The following is a 16789-nucleotide window of genomic DNA, read 5'->3' as shown; positions in this document are numbered from 1 at the left end:
CAGATATTTAACAACGTAGCGGATGAGTATCCTATAAACTATACTCAAGTTTTTAGATGGTTTTATGACTCATTGAGTAATATGCGATTAACTAAATAACATTAAATTAATACCCTGAGCAATGATGACCTATTTTGTCTAAGCTGAATTATTTCAGCCGTTGCCCTGTTTTATTTAAATACATTTATATATAGTATGTCGATAGCGCGCCATATAAGTGCGTTACTACGTATCGACCATTACGCTATCTGCAACTGGAGAATCTTTTTTATGTCAAAATACACCATGCCAGATGATAACCAGCCTCAAAATAACGGCCAAGCAAGCTTCACTGTATTCGGTGTAGGTGGCGGCGGCGGTAATGCGGTTGAACATATGGTACAACAAGGGATTAGAGGTGTAACGTTCGTCTGTGCTAATACGGATAAGCAAGCACTCGATCGTTTGACAGCACCGCATAAATTACAACTTGGTGCAAAAACAAACCGTGGTCTTGGTGCAGGCGCTAACCCAGAAGTGGGTCGCGAAGCAGCAGAAAGCGAAGAAGAGGCCATTCGTGCCCTGCTTGAACACTCAGACATGGTGTTTATCACCGCTGGGATGGGCGGTGGTACGGGTACGGGTGCAGCGCCAGTTGTCGCTCGTATTGCCAAAGAAATGGAAGTATTAACGGTCGCCGTTGTGACCACACCATTTAAGTTTGAGGGTGGTAAACGTATCAAGGCTGCTAAAGCAGGTATCGAGCAGTTGACTAATTTCGTTGACTCTATTATTACTATTCCTAATGATAAGCTAATGAGTGTTTACGGCAATATTTCTATGCAGGACGCTTTCAAAAAAGCCGATGATGTTCTATTGCATGCGGTTCAAGGTATTGCTGAAACCATCGCTAGCGAGGGTATGATCAATATTGACTTTAACGATATTCGCACAGCGATGACTGCTAAAGGTCACGCAATGATGGGTATCGGTCGTGCAAGTGGTGATGATCGTGCACGTCAAGCAACCGAAAAAGCCATTAGATCTCCATTACTAGATGATTTACGTCTAGAAAATGCCAAAGGCTTGCTAGTGAACGTCATTTCATCTGAATCTCTGTCATTAGATGAGATGAGCAAAATCAGTGTTATAGTCGAAGAAATTACAGATATCGACGATGCACATATTTTCTATGGTTCGGTTATCGATGAGAAAATGGGTGATGACTTGCATGTTACTGTTATCGCAACTGGTCTGACGCTAGATGAAAATGCTGGTCAAGAACCAGAAGTAGTGGAGCAGCCTGTGCCTTCTGTTAACAGTACGCAGCCTGTTGACCCTAATTTGCATACCAGTGCTTTGAACAGTCAGAAGCAGTCTCAAGCTCAGATGTATCAAGAAAGTGCTGCACGTTCAAGCGCACCGCAAGAGCAACCTAAAACTAAAACCAACAGCATTCAAGACTATCTAAAGCGTCAACAGAACAAATAGTCATTGTTAAATGCATGTAGTCAAAAAAGCCAGCGCTCAGTTGCTGGCTTTTTTATGCGTTGAGATAAAGCACATTGCGCTTATTGAAGCGAACTCAAAATAGCGATTGGAAAGTGCTCATACTATAAAGCTTCTCGTTTTTTAACGGATTTTTGATTAAAACAGTCTATATAAAATATAAAAACAATCGATAATATAGTTATACCATTCCCAAAAATTAGAGTAACGTGGAAAACTTGCGCAAGTACTACACCTAGTAGGCTTAGCAAATTTGACAACGTTCATCGCACTTTTTGGGTTTGGTATTATGATAAGTGTTATCAATCAAAGAGATAAGGAAATTAGCAAGTTTTAACTATGGCGAACTAGGGGTAGGTAATGATACACTATGGCAATTGTAACAAAATATGTGAGAGGACAGCCATGAACCAAAGAACCATAAAAACAGCGATAGCCGTTACGGGTACTGGTCTCCATAGTGGTCAGCCTGTTGACTTAGAATTTCATCCGCAACCAGCTGATACAGGTATTGTTTTCGAGCGCTCAGATATCGAAGGCAGTCAGCCGATTCCTGCCAGTGCCTTTTTGGTACAGGACACAATGATGTCGTCAAACCTGGTGTTTGGTGGCACTCGTGTCGGTACAGTAGAGCACTTGCTTAGTGCCATTGCTGGACTTGGCGTTGATAACCTATTGATTCGCGTGTCTGCATCAGAGATACCTATTATGGATGGTAGTGCTGCTCCTTTCGTTGCTTTACTACTTGATGCAGGGTTCCGTGAGCAGGATGCACTCAAAAAATTCATCAAAATTGTACGACCAGTACGAGTAAAAGTAGATGATAAGTGGGCAGAGCTGCGTCCTTATGATGGTTTTGAGCTAAATTTTGAGATTGATTTTGATCATCCTGCTATCGACAAAGATTTCCAGCATGCACAATTGCAGTTTTCGACGCAAAACTTCATTGAGCAACTAAGCTCAGCCCGTACCTTTGGGTTTTTACGAGATATTGAGGCCATGCGTCAGAATAATTTGGCCTTAGGTGGCAGTATGGACAATGCTATTGTCATTGATGATGCCAATATTCTTAACGAAGAAGGCTTACGTTTCAATGACGAGTTCGTCCGCCATAAAATTTTGGATGCTTTGGGCGATTTATATTTGATTGGTTATCCGATTTTGGGTCGTTTTAATGCGTACAAATCCGGTCATGCATTAAATAATTTGTTAGTACGTGAGATATTATCAGACCATGATAACTTTGAAATTGTAACATTTGATGACAACGTAACCTGTCCTATCGAATATTTGCCCTTAAATGGGCTAGTGGTTGAAGGATGAATACAGGAATATACACGAAGTATCGAAACATTTACGCAATATTACATAATCTGGTTATAATTACATTGGTATAATATGCAATTTTTTGGATATATTGTTTAGTTAAGTTTAACAATTCTGCTCTAGGGTAGAGAATATAAAAGCTGTGGATAATTTTATAATCATCTCTTGATGACGTTCATAACCTGAACCGAATCAACAGATGATTTTTTTCGTTTACTGAATTACAAAATCGCAGCGTTACTCTCGTTATTTTATGGTTTTATTTACATAACTTTACATAGAAGTGGCTGGGTTTTTAGTGATTTGCGAGGCGCAAAAGTGCCTTTTTGAGGTTTTCATCGGTGGTGACATGCTCTGCAGCCTGTGATATAGTCCGCTTTGTGTTTTGGCTAAGAGCCTGATTTTCATTGGCTTTACACGGTTTTAATGAAGTTGCTAATAACGCTGAGGATTGTTTAGATAAATAATTATCAGCAGATGTCTTGGCTACAACGACGCGAATTTGCTTGAGTTGTTTAAATGTAATTGACTGCTCTGTTAATACCTGCAAATAAGCGCTCTGTAAGTAGCGAATATGATTAGCCGCTGTCATAGAGCCAACACTGAGTATAAGTTGCTCAGGAGTGAAGCCTACGACCCAACAGGTATTGAGGATTTCCTCAGGTAGACAATCTACCAATAGCTCTTTTACCTCATTGGTCGCTTCTATATATAGCCGCATGTTATCAGCAAGAGTTTGAGGTAGTGCGCTACCAGCAAATGCTTGATGATCAATAAGCTGGGCAAGCCGATTAGGCTGTTTTTTTGACATCGTAATGACTCATCTAGTAGGTGACAAAATCGATATTCATAACAGACATGCTAAAAGCAATATGTAGCAAACGATTTACGAGGCAGTTGACTAAGCCAAGGATGATATCGGCGTTAGTCACTATAGAAAGAGCGAGCTGTTGTACTAAGGATTTTATCATGTTTGTTTAATGATTATATCCCCAAATTAATTGATGCTTCGTTACGGATGACGGGCGTTCTTGTATTAACAATAGGTAGTAAATTTATGAAACAAGCTTTATTAATTTTGTCAGTACTGGGAATGGGTGTAGCACAAACGAGTGGTGCTGCCGAAACGACCTTTCAATCAAATAATACCTTGACTCATACCATCACGAATATCTCAGCATCAAACAATTATGGCTCTAGCCGTAATATCTATAGCACCAACAGTGGTGCCCATGTCTTTAGCAACGACGAGATTAGTCAAGCTATCGATAATTTGAGTGCTCATGCTAAGCAAAAAGAATATCAGCTTGCATCGCTAACCAGTCGTTTGTCTTACGAGCAGCGTCAACAGCAAGCCAGTCGCATTCCTGATAGTAACTCTGCACCTGCTATCGCCGCTGCCCGTGCATCACGTGTCGCGCTATCTAGAAGCTCTGGTTATTGTGCTCGCTATGTACGTAAAGCGCTACAATCAGCTGGTTACGAATTTACCCCGAATCCTTCAGCGTACCAGTATGCCTCTCGTGGCACATTATCCCAAGCAGGCTTTACTAAAATCAGTAATGATATGCAGCCACAAGTAGGTGATGTTGTTGTCTTTGATCGTACATCAAGACGTCCTCATGGCCATATCCAAATCTTTGATGGTAATAACTGGGTATCAGATTTCCGTCAAAACAGCATCAATCCTTATAGTGGCACCCATAACTATACAACATGGCGTGATTCGCAATATGTTGATGATGCATCAAACCGTGGTATCTACCTTGCAATGGCTGATAAATAAAAGTCAGACAATCAATCTATTAGTTTGATTTACCGTTTTCTCCAAACTCAGTGATGCTCTTTATGACATTACTGAGTTTTTTTTGCGTGCTAAATGGTGAGCTGGTAGAGCTAAAGCTCAAATTTGGACCAATACTGGCGATTGTGAAAATCGGGTGGAGAGGCATGACGGGCTGCAAAGTATAGAGCGGTCTTACCAAATAATAAAATAACGCATGGATGTATGTGCTCGATGACAGTACCATACATAGAATGCTGTTTATTGACCAGTTGGGTCAAGGGTACACTAAAGCTTCGTTTGAAATGACTTCTCTCGGAATGACTGGGCTCGGAATGAATAGGTTTAGATATGATTAGTGGATGGTGAGATAACTTGCCTGCTTCTTGTGTTGGCATTTTTGCTGTTGTTGGTGTTAAAGATAGTCCGCTGCTTTCTTGCCAATCAATACAGGCACGCGTCTGGCGATCTGTTTGTGATAGCGGTGTCGGTGGTAGAGTCGCAGGGCTACGATAGCTGTCAAACTGATAAAGCGCGTAACGGCCATCGGGGCTGGCATTGATTTCAACGTAAGGTGCCACACTGTTATCAAAGGCATCTTTATGAGATAGATGACTTGCGACAAAGCACTCAAGGCAAGTCGCCTCCCATAGATAATCTGCAAAACCGACCTGCTTTGATTGCCACGTTGGCCAATTGAGTTGGTCTATCAGAGACTGTGTGGGTAAGGCTATTTGATAGGTGAGCTGCAAGTACAAGGTTGGCTGGTTGATAATGTCAGCGCTAACAATGACGGAGATGTTATTTAGCTCTTTTACGGTCACACCAAGCTGCTTTGCATCCTCTACTATCGTATCAGTTGCTAAGCGTAAGTGAAAAGTTTGGCTCATAGTTCAGCAGACCCTAATGATATTTAAAAATGAGAGTCATAAGGACTTATCGACTGGCTAACTTAGCATAATAACGACACTAAGTTGTCAAAAGTCATTACATAAAGAATAGAAAGCAGATAGTATAAAAGCCGCGAGCAATTGCGTCGCGGCTTTTATTTGTCATATAGTGCTTGAACATGACACCTATATAAAGAAACTGGATGATTTATCGCATAGAGAAGTCATTAGGCTATGTTCAAAAGTAAATCACGCTAACACAGACGAATTATTGCGCGTGACGAGATAGGTTTGATAGCTTTGGGTTGGCATTCGGATTTTTACGTAGTAGCAATGCCATACGGCCGATAGAGTGCACAAGAGAGGCATTTGCCGCTGCAGCAAGTTCAGCACCAACGATATCGCGCTCTTCTTTAGTGCCAGCAGGTAGCTTTACTTTAATAAGCTCATGATCTGATAGTGCGCGATCAATCTCTTCAGTGATGGTTGGGGTGATGCCTTTATTGCCAATCATAACGATAGGTTTTAGCTCGTGGCCAATGCCTTTTAGACGTTTGATGGTAGCGTTATCGAGTTGCATATAATTCCTAGGTATTGATAAAAATAAAAAATGGTACTGTCAAAAACAGTTATTGATCATTATAGATAATCTGTGACTATCTTGCATGAGATCAGCAGGATTTTGCACGATTTTACGTGACGAAAATGTTAAACTGAATGTTTGGTCATATTATAAACGCAACTGCCTTATAAAACAGTTATTTAACCAATAGAATTTGTTCATTTAAGATCATTAACGAATAAACATCCTAAATAATAATTCATTCTAAAATAATCGAACACTCATTAGGTGAAGTTGCTAATGGATAACATGAGTGGGTAACGCTCAAAATTGAGTATTGCTTGAATAGGAAGTAGTTAGGTTTTTTTAGAGTAACAGGAGCAAGTATTTTGGCCACGCGTATCGAAAACAAAAAATTGTCAAAGAGCAGCAGTGCTTGGATGAAAGAGCATATTGATGATCATTATGTACAAAAGGCCCAAAAAGACGGCTATCGTGCCCGCGCTGCTTACAAGCTGTTAGAGATAAATGAAAAAACCAGTCTGATTAAAAAAGGCATGACTGTCGTAGATTTGGGCAGTGCCCCTGGTAGTTGGTCGCAAGTGGCGGGGCAATTGGTGGGTGATAAAGGTATTTTAATTGCTTCTGACATCTTAGCTATGGATACTTTGCCTGATGTCACTTTTATCCAAGGTGATTTTCGTGAAGCAGAAGTGTTTGACGCTATCATGGCTGAAGTGGGCAACAGGCAGGTCGATGTGGTGCTTTCCGATATGGCGCCCAATACCGCTGGTAATAGCGCTATTGATCAGCCGCGTATGATGTACTTATGCGAGCTGGCTGTGGACTTCGCACTTGCAACCTTACCAGAAGGTGGCGCGCTTATTATGAAAGTGTTTCAGGGCGAGGGTACACAAGAATTACGCAAGCAGATGCAGGATGATTTTAGTAAAATCCGTAGCATTAAACCTGCTGCCTCAAGACCTCGGTCAAAAGAGATGTTTTGGATAGCGATTAAATAGCTTTAACTTCAATAGGTTGCTGCTATTGCAAGTGAGCGAGAGTGCCATCATAAAGCACAGTCATTGTAGGATAAAAACTGCTACAATCGTTAACTGAATAAAAGCGAAACCTGCTTGAATTATGCAGGTTAGCACCACATATCATGGTATATTAACTTTGTTTTAGGCAAAGTCGTCTGATAATAAACGCTTGATAAGCTCTTTATAAATGATTTATATATTGTTAAATGAGCAGTACGTTTATGGACGTCACGTGTTTAGTAAACACACCAATAAGTAAGGGATGGGAATAACTAGTGAGCGACATGGTAAAAAATACCTTATTGTGGCTGGTGGTAATCGGCATTTTGGTGCTGGTGTTTAGCGGCTTTGATCAATCTTCTGAGCCGGATAGCCTTAACTACTCTGAGTTTGTGACCGCTGTGTCAGAAAACCAAGTAGCCAGTGTTGAAATCGATGGTGAGCAAATCACCGGTGAAAAGAAAAATGGCTCATCTTTTGAGACCATTAGACCAGCTGTGTCAGATGACGAGCTGATGCCGATGCTGCGTGAAAACCAAGTTGAAGTCCAAGGGACTGCACCGAAGCGCCAAAGCGTACTAATGCAGTTACTGATAGCCAGTTTCCCAATTCTATTGATTATTGGTCTGTTTTTATTCTTTATGCGTAATATGCAGGGCGGCGCAGGTGGTAAAGGTGGCGGCCCGATGAGCTTTGGTAAATCTAAAGCCAAAATGCTGACTGAAGACCAAATTAACGTCAATTTCGAAGATGTGGCTGGTTGTGAAGAAGCCAAAGAAGAAGTCGTCGAAGTGGTTGAGTTCTTACGTGATCCTGATAAATTTACCAAGCTTGGCGCGACCATCCCACGTGGTATTTTGATGGTAGGTCCTCCTGGTACTGGTAAAACACTATTAGCAAGAGCCATTGCTGGTGAAGCTAAAGTACCGTTCTTCTCAATTTCAGGTTCTGATTTTGTAGAAATGTTCGTTGGTGTTGGTGCATCGCGTGTACGTGACATGTTCGAACAAGCCAAGAAAAGTGCGCCTTGTATCATCTTTATCGATGAGATTGATGCAGTCGGTCGTCATCGTGGCTCCGGTATGGGCGGTGGTAATGACGAGCGTGAGCAAACATTGAACCAATTGTTGGTAGAAATGGATGGTTTTGAAGGCAATGAAGGTGTTATCGTCATTGCTGCGACCAACCGTGCAGATGTTCTTGATAAAGCATTATTACGTCCAGGTCGTTTTGACCGTCAAGTACAAGTCGGCTTACCAGATATCAAAGGCCGTGAACAAATCTTAAAAGTGCATTTGAGAAAGCTACCAAATACCATTGGTGTGGATGCAAACTCACTTGCTCGTGGTACGCCTGGATTCAGTGGCGCACAGCTTGCCAACTTGGTTAACGAAGCGGCATTATTTGCAGCACGTCGTAATAAAACTAGCGTCGATATGAATGATTTTGAAGATGCTAAAGACAAGCTATATATGGGTCCTGAGCGTAAATCGATGGTGATACGTGAAGAAGAGCGCCGTGCGACTGCTTATCATGAAGCAGGCCATGCCTTAGTCGCTGAATTGCTACCTGGTACAGATCCTGTGCATAAAGTAACCATTATGCCGCGTGGTTTTGCGCTTGGTGTTACCTGGCAGCTGCCTGAGCATGATCAGACCAGTATGTATAAGTCAAAAATGCTCAATGATATTGCTATTTTGTTTGGTGGTCGTATCGCCGAAGAAGTATTTATCAATCAGATGTCTACAGGTGCCTCAAACGACTTTGAACGTGCAACCAAAATGGCACGGGCGATGGTCACCAAATACGGTATGTCTGACGCGCTTGGTATTATGGTGTATGAAGATGAAGATAGCTCACAAGGCTACTTTGGCTCTAGCAGCCGTACCATTTCAGAAGCCACACAGCAAAAAGTGGATGAAGAAGTACGCCGTATGTTAGAAGAGCAATACGATATCGCTCGTGAGCTAATCGAAGGTAACCAAGATAAAATGCATGCAATGGTTGATGCCTTGATGAAATGGGAAACGATTGACCGCGATCAGTTGCAGGATATCTTAGCTGGTGAAGACCCACGACCACCAAGAGTCTATCAGCATAATGAAGTGAACTTATCAAAAAATGATGTTAAAACAACTGGATCCACACCGCCACCATTACCAGCGATGTAGTCCTACGGTTAGCCAATATTGAATATGAAGAGCCCGTTATTTTGAACTGACCCCCATAAGTTGGACACAACTTTTGGGGGTTATTTTATGAAATACGACATAGACTTTAAGATAAGAGTGATCGCCTATTATCAGCAAGGTCATTCTGCTTATGCTACTGCCAAGCACTTTAATATTGATGATAAAGATGTTGTTAAATGGGTCAACCAGTATCAAGCTGGAGGCGTCCTTGCCATCAAACCTAAAACTCGTAAAGCTATATACAGTTGTGATTTTAAGCTTCAAGTTCTCACCACTATGGCAGATGAAGGTTTAAGTCAATCACAAGCCGCTTTAAAGTTCAACATCAGCTCACCTGCTTTAATCAGTGCTTGGCGCAGCTCCTATGCTTGTCATGGTATGCTAGGCTTAACCGCCAAAGCCAAAGGACGACTTACTATGAAGCACCCTTACCTTACTGACAAACCTGACCATGAGAAAAGTGTAGAAGAAATCAAACGCGAGAATGAGTATTTGCGTGCGGAGAACGCTTATCTAAAAAAGCTCGATGCCTTGCTCAGGGAAAAGGAACAAGCCGCGACAAAGCAAGGCTCATCGAAGGACTAAGGAATCAGCATCCCTTAGCTTTACTACTACTTATTGCAGGTATACCAAGAAGTAGCTTTTACTATCACCTAAACTTGCTGACGGCTGATGATAAGTATGCCGATCTTAAACAGCGTATCAGTGATATCTACCATCACCATAAAGGTCGGTACGGCTATCGCCGCATAACTCAAACGCTTAAGAATGAATATCTAAAACACAATCATAAGCTGATTGCCAGACTCATGGGTGAGCTTAAACTTAATGCTAAAATCAGACGACAAAGGTATCGCTCCTATAAAGGGCAGTGCGGTGTGATCGCCAAGAACTTAGTCAAACGCAAGTTTAGAGCGAAAGCGCCCAATCGCAGGTGGTTTACTGACATTACAGAGTTTAAAGTCGGTGATGACAAGCTATATCTATCCCCAATACTTGACTGCTTCAACAATGAGATCATCAGTTATACGCTCTCAAGACGACCCGTATATGACTTGGTGAAACAGATGCTAGAGCGCGCGGTTGAAAACATATCATCAAAGCGCAAGGGTAAGGAGGAGCTAACACTGCACTCAGATCAAGGGTGGCACTATCAGATGAAACCGTTTGCAAATACGCTTAAAGAGAATCATATTAAGCAAAGTATGAGCCGAAAAGGGAACTGTTTAGATAATGCGTTGATGGAAAGCTTCTTTGGGTCTTTGAAGTGTGAGACTATCTACATTGAGAAGCCTAAAACGATTGAGGCTTTGGAAAAACAGATTCATGACTATATTCACTACTATAATCATGAGAGAATTCAGCTTAAACTAAAAGGACTGAGCCCTGTTAAGTACAGAGCTCAGTCCTTGATGCAAACTTAAACTGTCTAAGTTTAGGGGGTCAGTTCATTTATAAAGGGCTTTTTTATTGTCATTATTTTATCAAGGCTTTAGTTTTAGGACAGCATAGAATTTACTGGTATCATAAGCACAGGTAGCAAGAACGAAAGCTATATTATAAATTTTATCTTTTTATCTATAATGGATTGCTCATGTCATTATTCCAACCTCTTCCCAGTTACGAAGTATCGAGCCGCGATAAGACTCTAAATTTGTCGCAGCCACATATTATGGGTATTCTCAACGTAACGCCAGATTCTTTTTCAGATGGTGGGCAATTCAATGCGGTTAACAAAGCCATCCAACACTGTCAGCAGATGATGAATGAGGGCGCAACGATTATTGATATTGGTGGCGAATCTACCCGTCCAAATGCGGAGGCTGTCAGTACTTCTGAAGAGATACAGCGTGTTGTACCAGTCGTACGGGCCATTCGGCAAAATTTTGGTCACGAGCTCTGGCTGTCTATTGATACCAGTAACCCATTAGTGATGCAGGCAGCCTTTGATGCGGGTGCCGATATTTGGAACGATGTACGAGCGCTTAAGCGCGAAGGTGCAGCCAAGCTAGCAGCAGCACTTAATATACCCGTTATGCTGATGCACATGCGTGGTGAGCCAACGACCATGAATGATTTGGCACAGTATGATGACGTGGTTGAAGAGGTCAGTAATGAGCTTGCTGCACGTATTGATGAAGTAATAAGCATCGGTGTCAAACGTGAAAAAATAATCATCGACCCTGGATTTGGCTTTGCTAAAAATTATGAGCATCATTGTGCTTTATTAAGTCAGCTTAAAAAGTTACAAGCACTCGGATTGCCGATGATGTTTGGGATTTCGCGCAAGCGATTTTTAGCAGAAGTACTCAGTAAAAGTGGCGTCGAAGCTGTTGCTACTACCCAAGCGCTAGAGCGTGATGCTGTGGGAGCCGCTGCTGGAATCTTTGCGCTGCAGCAGGGGGCTAGTATCATTCGCACTCATAATGTAGCGATGACTCAGCAATCAGTGGCATTATGGAGCCAGTTATCCGCGTATAATCATCATAAAGTCTAACAATTACAATTACTATTCGACACTCGAAAATCATATTTCCATTTAAATACATTTCTATTGAGATCATATCTATGACAGCAATAAACCAACCAGAACCAACCAATGAACAGCGCCGCATTATTTATCAGGCTCGTCGCGGACTAAAAGAGTTGGATTTTTATATTGACCCTTATGTCAAAGAGCTGTATTTGACGGCAGAACCTGCTGAGCAAGCCGCTTTTGCTGAGATGCTGACTCATGAAGACCCTGATTTATTGGATTATTTTACCAATCAATCGCGACCTGAAGATGATGTAATCTGGGAGTTGGTTAATAAAATTAAGACATGGCGTCATACCAAAGATTTGACTTAATTTTTTGTTTAGGGTGTCGCTGAGAAATATAGCAATAATTCGATAATTCAATCGTCCAGTTATCCACTTTAATAATGAGCTTCTGAAGCTGACTGGCACGGCAGTCTGATACGGCTTGTGATACGAACCTATGACTTTGATAAATACTTTGCGTATTGATACTGCTATTAGAACGGCAAGCCGCCTGCGTTTGCTACTATATATTGGTTTGGCTAGTGTCATGACAATATTAGGGTGGCTAGCGTCTCTAGCACTGTGGCAGTATGTACTTATCTTAATAGTGACAACTGCAGTAATAACTTATCTAGCATTATCACAGCCTATATTGCTACATCTTAGCCAGCCACCGCTTAGTCAGCGTGTCGATAGGCAATGGCAGTTGCTGATACGTACAGGCCGTGGCGATGAGTTATGGCACGCAAGTCTGAACACTGTGCATCGCTCTCGGTGGGCACTGAGTTTTGAGTTCGACATCGTAGAGCCTTATCAAAGAGCGCTATTGACCACTATATTTCGTGATCAGGTCAGTCCTGAGCAATGGCGAGAACTGAGTATTCTTGCCAATGTAAGCTCTGCTCAATTAAATTGAAACTCAACCTTACTGTATCCTCTATTTCTTATGGTTGTCTTTAGCTTAATATAGCTAGAGCGTGTCCTTATTTGAAAATGGTGATATATACTCAATTACGAACGCCTACATGTCATAACAAAATACCTATCTCGATGATTAAAGAGATTTGCTATATTAAAAATTAACAACAGGCATTCAAGCCAACAGTTTTATTTTTATAACAAATAATATGACAACAGAGGATGATATTATGAGCCTATTAGGGAATTTGGTAAGCCAAGTTGCACGTAGAGCAATGGATCCAGAGGATGCGCAGCGCAATCCAGTTAACCAACGTGTTGAGCCACGTCGGACAGGTGGTCTTGGTGATATATTGGGCAGTGTATTAGGCAACGGTAGCCAGACGGGTGGTTATAATCCAAGACAATACGATCGTCAACCAGACAATGGCTTTGGTCTAGATGATATTATTGGTGGTCTTACTGGTGGCGCGCAGCGTGGCGGTGTCAGCTCAGGCGCTGGCGGCTTGGGTGATATTTTAGGTGGCGTACTAGGTGGTCAGCGCACCAGAGGTGGTTTTGGCGGTAAAGGCATGTTGGTTGCTGCGCTGATGCCGATGGTACTGAGCTGGATCAAACGTAATGGTGGTTTGAGCGGTGCATTATCTAAAATCACTGGCATGGGTTATGAGAACCAAGCTCGTTCTTGGATGAGCAATCAAGAAGACAATGATAATCTTGATCCCAATGACGTCAGTCGTTTATTTGATGAAAATGAGATTCAACAGGTTGCTGCTCATACAGGAGCCAATGATTTAGAGGTGCGTCAAGGTCTCGCTGAATTGTTACCCGAAGTAATGAACCAACTGACACCCAATGGTAACTTGGATAATGAGTCTGAAGCCAATGAAGAGATTGACCAAATTATCAATCAGTTATCTAGCCGATTGGGCACTCTAAAATAATTCTAATTTTAAAATATGGTCAGTTGTCTGCTAAATTTTAGCCATATATATTCTAAAAAAGGGCGCGTTCAATAACGTGCTCTTTTTTATTGTTAATAATATGGTGGTTAGGTATTTTATCGTTTAATGCTGCAATAGCGGTTAGGAAAGTTTACTAAGCTATCCTCGTCGCACCAACGGTTCACAGTTATTGCTGTTTTCAAGCAACTCGGACACAGACTGACGATGATGTTATTAGATTACTCTAAAGGTCTGAAATGCTGACCTTGATTGAAGTCTAGCAATAAACTTAAGGTATTGTAAATACGCATTCATCTCACCACAGAGGTAGGAGACTTCTGCGCTAAAATGTTAAAAATAGTGAATAACAGGAAATAGATGCTGGAAATCTTATAAGATGTTTATGTAATCCATATGATTTATTGTTGCAGTCACTATGTTGACAGTATTTGATATGAGATAACTTTTATGAAAATTATTTTGATATAGAAAATTATATCTCTATAAGTGTGATTGCATAAGAATCTATAAGGATGTTGACTCATGCCATTTAAGCCTATCCAAGCGGTCATTGCCATTTTAGTTGGTTTAGTCATCTGGTTCGTTATTCCAGTACCTACTGGTGTTACGCCTGCAGCATGGCACATGTTGGCTTTGTTTATCGCCACTATCGTCGCCATCATTGGTAAGGTGCTGCCTATTGGTGCAATAGCCGTCATTGCTGTCACCTTAGTGGCTTTGACTGGGGTGACCAGTGACAGTCCACAACAAGCCATTAAGGATGCGCTATCAAGCTACTCAAGCCCGCTGATTTGGTTAATTGGTATCGCTGTTATGATATCACGTGGCCTTATCAAAACGGGTTTGGGTCGACGTATTGCTTATTACTTTATCTCTATTTTTGGCAAAAAAACCATTGGCGTGGCTTATTCTCTGACGGCAGCTGAGCTGATGATAGCACCTATTACGCCTTCTAATACGGCGCGTGGTGGCGGTATAATTCATCCTATTATGAGATCCATCGCAAAAAGTTTCCATTCAACACCAGATGAGGGAACACAAAATAAGATTGGTCGTTATTTGGCGATGGTCAACTATCATGCCAATCCCATCACTTCAGGTATGTTTATCACGGCTACAGCACCCAACCCGTTAGTCGTAGACTTAGTGAATAAAGCCACGGGCGGTGATATTCAATTGTCATGGACGACTTGGGCCGTGGCAATGTTTGTGCCGGGTATGCTTTGTTTGATAATCATGCCATTGGTTATTTATATGATTTATCCGCCTGATGTAAAGGTAACCCCTGATGCGAAAGGGTTTGCGAAGGATAACCTGGCTGAGATGGGTAAAATAAGCACTCAGGAAAAAATCATGCTTGGCGTGTTCGGTCTGATGCTAGTATTGTGGGCCAACATTCCGGCTCTTATACTCGGTGAGCAGTATAGTGTCGACGCCACCACCACAGCTTTTATTGGACTGACGACCTTAATATTGACTGGTGTACTGACTTGGGATGACATTCTCAAAGAGAAGTCTGCATGGGATACTATTATTTGGTTTGGTGCCCTCATTATGATGGCAGCTTACCTAAATGAGCTTGGGCTGATCAGCTGGTTTTCGGGTAATATTGAGTCAATGATTGGTGCAACTGGGCTTGGATGGGTAGGTGCCGTAACGATTTTGACCCTAGTTTATTTATATATCCATTATTTCTTTGCCAGTACCACAGCACACATTACCGCGCTATTTGCTGCATTTTATGCGGTAGGATTAAGTTTAGGTGCACCGCCAATGCTATATGCGTTAATTCTAGCAGCGGCAGGTAATATCATGATGACGCTTACCCACTATGCAACAGGTACTGCTCCAGTTATCTTTAACTCGGGCTATGTGACGTTAGGAGAGTGGTGGGGCATTGGTGCGATTATGAGTGTGGTTAACTTAGTGATATGGATAGGTGCCGGTCTGGTTTGGTGGAAGGTACTCGGTTATTATTAGCCAGACTTTTTAAACTATATTGATTGAGAGAAAGATGAGCGTTTTTCAAAAGCGCTCATCCAAAGTCTCTAATGTATGGTTAAGCGCGGCAAAACAGATATCGCTCTTAAAACCTCTATACTGTAAAAACCGCAGTTGGCGTGCTTTGTCTTTTTGTTCACTAGGGATGTCATTGCCGTATTTTTTTATCCGTGCGGTAACAGCCAGTTTAAGCCAGTCAATGCCTTCTACTAAGTTATCCGCACTGTCATCTATAAACTCAATAAACTCTTCAGATTCTGTATTTGCCATATCAATAAGCTCATCGATATTACCTGGCATCTCTACCTTTTTACGATAAAACTCTTGCTTGATACGGCCACGCCCACGACCCTTGCGGATATTTTCTCGGATAAGCATCAGGGTGGTACGATAATCACTTTGATACCCTTTTTCCTCGAACTCATCAAGCAGGGCGTCAATCTTTTTTGGATCTTGTTCTTTATCAATCAGTTTTTGTCTAAGCTCAACCTTGCCGTACTCTCGGCGCGATAGATAATAAAATGCCAACCAACGCAAGCGGCTTTCGGCTTTGATAGCATCAATCTCAGCTTGCTTTTGTTCAGGAGTACGTAAATACGCTTTGAGCGCAGATGGCAGGTTATCGATGTCCGATTGATTGCTTTCAGCGAACTCTTTTTGATGCTCATCACTGCTTATACCAGTCTCATGAACGTTACCCTTAACCTCAGCGAGCATCTGCTTAATACTCTGCGCCTCTGGAGGTTGATAAACAGGCGCGTCACTAGGCTCAGGGCTAAAATTAGCCGCTGGGTGAAAACGTTTTTTACGTTTCTTAGATTTGGCAGGGTTTTTGCTAGTAGAAGAATGAGCGTCAGCTGATTCTATCTCAAAGCCAGAGTCATCAGATAATAAATGCTTTTCACGAGAGTAGGTTGAATACTTGCGGCTCTTAGCTGTTTTTTTAGGCTTGTCTTGATAGGCGCGCTGAGAAAGTTTAGAAGACTCAGAAGATTTAATAGGTTTTTTTGATTTAATATTAGGACTACTCGCTGAATCGGCGTCCGACTCAGCGAGTATTTCAGCTAACGTTTTAATTTTCATAACAAGTCATGATTC

The 16789-nt window shown here is 41.8% G+C and carries 16 protein-coding genes; 12 read left to right on the top strand and 4 right to left on the bottom strand.

Annotated elements, in window-relative coordinates; translation table 11 throughout:
* The first annotated feature begins 270 nt into the window (after positions 1-270).
* Together ftsZ and lpxC are read left to right on the top strand one after the other, a co-directional pair.
* Entirely contained in the window at positions 271-1470 is a 1200-nt protein-coding gene (gene ftsZ / locus QL919_RS01835) for a cell division protein FtsZ (RefSeq protein ID WP_290187883.1), read from the top strand.
* Positions 1471-1893: 423 nt separating this feature from the next.
* Entirely contained in the window at positions 1894-2811 is a 918-nt protein-coding gene (lpxC, locus tag QL919_RS01830; RefSeq protein WP_290187882.1) for a UDP-3-O-acyl-N-acetylglucosamine deacetylase, read from the top strand.
* Between the two features lie 298 nt (positions 2812-3109).
* Here the strand turns inward: lpxC and QL919_RS01825 are convergent, their stop codons facing one another.
* Positions 3110-3625, bottom strand: a complete 516-nt coding sequence (locus tag QL919_RS01825) for a hypothetical protein (protein WP_290187881.1) — start codon at positions 3623-3625, stop codon at positions 3110-3112.
* A gap of 246 nt (positions 3626-3871) precedes the next feature.
* Between QL919_RS01825 and QL919_RS01820 the strand changes: the two genes are divergently transcribed.
* Positions 3872-4600, top strand: coding sequence for a CHAP domain-containing protein (locus QL919_RS01820; protein ID WP_290187880.1), 729 nt, complete (start codon positions 3872-3874; stop codon positions 4598-4600).
* Positions 4601-4710: 110 nt separating this feature from the next.
* Here QL919_RS01820 and QL919_RS01815 read toward each other — a convergent pair whose 3' ends face one another.
* Complete coding sequence (locus tag QL919_RS01815; RefSeq protein ID WP_290187879.1) at positions 4711-5487, bottom strand: hypothetical protein; 777 nt, start codon at positions 5485-5487, stop codon at positions 4711-4713.
* 268 nt (positions 5488-5755) lie between these two features.
* Positions 5756-6067 carry a YhbY family RNA-binding protein gene (locus QL919_RS01810; protein WP_290187878.1) on the bottom strand — a complete coding sequence of 104 codons (312 nt, stop codon included), beginning with the start codon at positions 6065-6067 and terminating at the stop codon, positions 5756-5758.
* Between the two features lie 371 nt (positions 6068-6438).
* On the opposite strand from QL919_RS01810, the gene QL919_RS01805 reads away from it, so the two are divergent.
* From QL919_RS01805 to QL919_RS01765, 9 genes are all read left to right on the top strand, one after another.
* Positions 6439-7071, top strand: coding sequence for an RlmE family RNA methyltransferase (locus QL919_RS01805; RefSeq protein ID WP_290187877.1), 633 nt, complete (start codon positions 6439-6441; stop codon positions 7069-7071).
* A 296-nt stretch (positions 7072-7367) separates the two neighbouring features.
* Positions 7368-9263, top strand: coding sequence for an ATP-dependent zinc metalloprotease FtsH (gene ftsH, locus QL919_RS01800; RefSeq protein ID WP_290187876.1), 1896 nt, complete (start codon positions 7368-7370; stop codon positions 9261-9263).
* Between the two features lie 87 nt (positions 9264-9350).
* Positions 9351-9869 (top strand): helix-turn-helix domain-containing protein, encoded by a 519-nt coding sequence (locus QL919_RS01795; protein ID WP_290187875.1) that lies wholly within the window; start codon positions 9351-9353, stop codon positions 9867-9869.
* Positions 9857-10708, top strand: coding sequence for an IS3 family transposase (locus tag QL919_RS01790; protein WP_290187975.1), 852 nt, complete (start codon positions 9857-9859; stop codon positions 10706-10708). Before QL919_RS01795 ends, QL919_RS01790 begins: the two co-directional genes overlap by 13 nt.
* A gap of 170 nt (positions 10709-10878) precedes the next feature.
* The gene (gene folP, locus QL919_RS01785) at positions 10879-11781 is read left to right on the top strand and encodes a dihydropteroate synthase (RefSeq protein WP_290187874.1); all 903 of its coding nucleotides are present in this window, start codon (positions 10879-10881) and stop codon (positions 11779-11781) included.
* Positions 11782-11852: 71 nt separating this feature from the next.
* Positions 11853-12134, top strand: coding sequence for a succinate dehydrogenase assembly factor 2 (locus QL919_RS01780; protein ID WP_290187873.1), 282 nt, complete (start codon positions 11853-11855; stop codon positions 12132-12134).
* A 130-nt stretch (positions 12135-12264) separates the two neighbouring features.
* The gene (locus QL919_RS01775) at positions 12265-12723 is read left to right on the top strand and encodes a hypothetical protein (RefSeq protein WP_290187872.1); all 459 of its coding nucleotides are present in this window, start codon (positions 12265-12267) and stop codon (positions 12721-12723) included.
* A 232-nt stretch (positions 12724-12955) separates the two neighbouring features.
* The gene (locus QL919_RS01770) at positions 12956-13669 is read left to right on the top strand and encodes a YidB family protein (protein ID WP_290187871.1); all 714 of its coding nucleotides are present in this window, start codon (positions 12956-12958) and stop codon (positions 13667-13669) included.
* Between the two features lie 543 nt (positions 13670-14212).
* Positions 14213-15670 (top strand): anion permease, encoded by a 1458-nt coding sequence (locus tag QL919_RS01765; RefSeq protein WP_290187870.1) that lies wholly within the window; start codon positions 14213-14215, stop codon positions 15668-15670.
* A gap of 45 nt (positions 15671-15715) precedes the next feature.
* On the opposite strand, the gene QL919_RS01760 is transcribed toward QL919_RS01765, so the two are convergent.
* Positions 15716-16774, bottom strand: a complete 1059-nt coding sequence (locus tag QL919_RS01760; protein ID WP_290187869.1) for a regulatory protein RecX — start codon at positions 16772-16774, stop codon at positions 15716-15718.
* Positions 16775-16789: the final 15 nt, after the last annotated feature.

The organism is Psychrobacter sp. APC 3426, from assembly GCF_030408035.1.
In the GTDB taxonomy this organism is placed as follows: domain Bacteria; phylum Pseudomonadota; class Gammaproteobacteria; order Pseudomonadales; family Moraxellaceae; genus Psychrobacter.
Note: the sequence above shows the minus strand (reverse complement) of the source record. Positions and strands in the feature narration are given on the sequence as shown.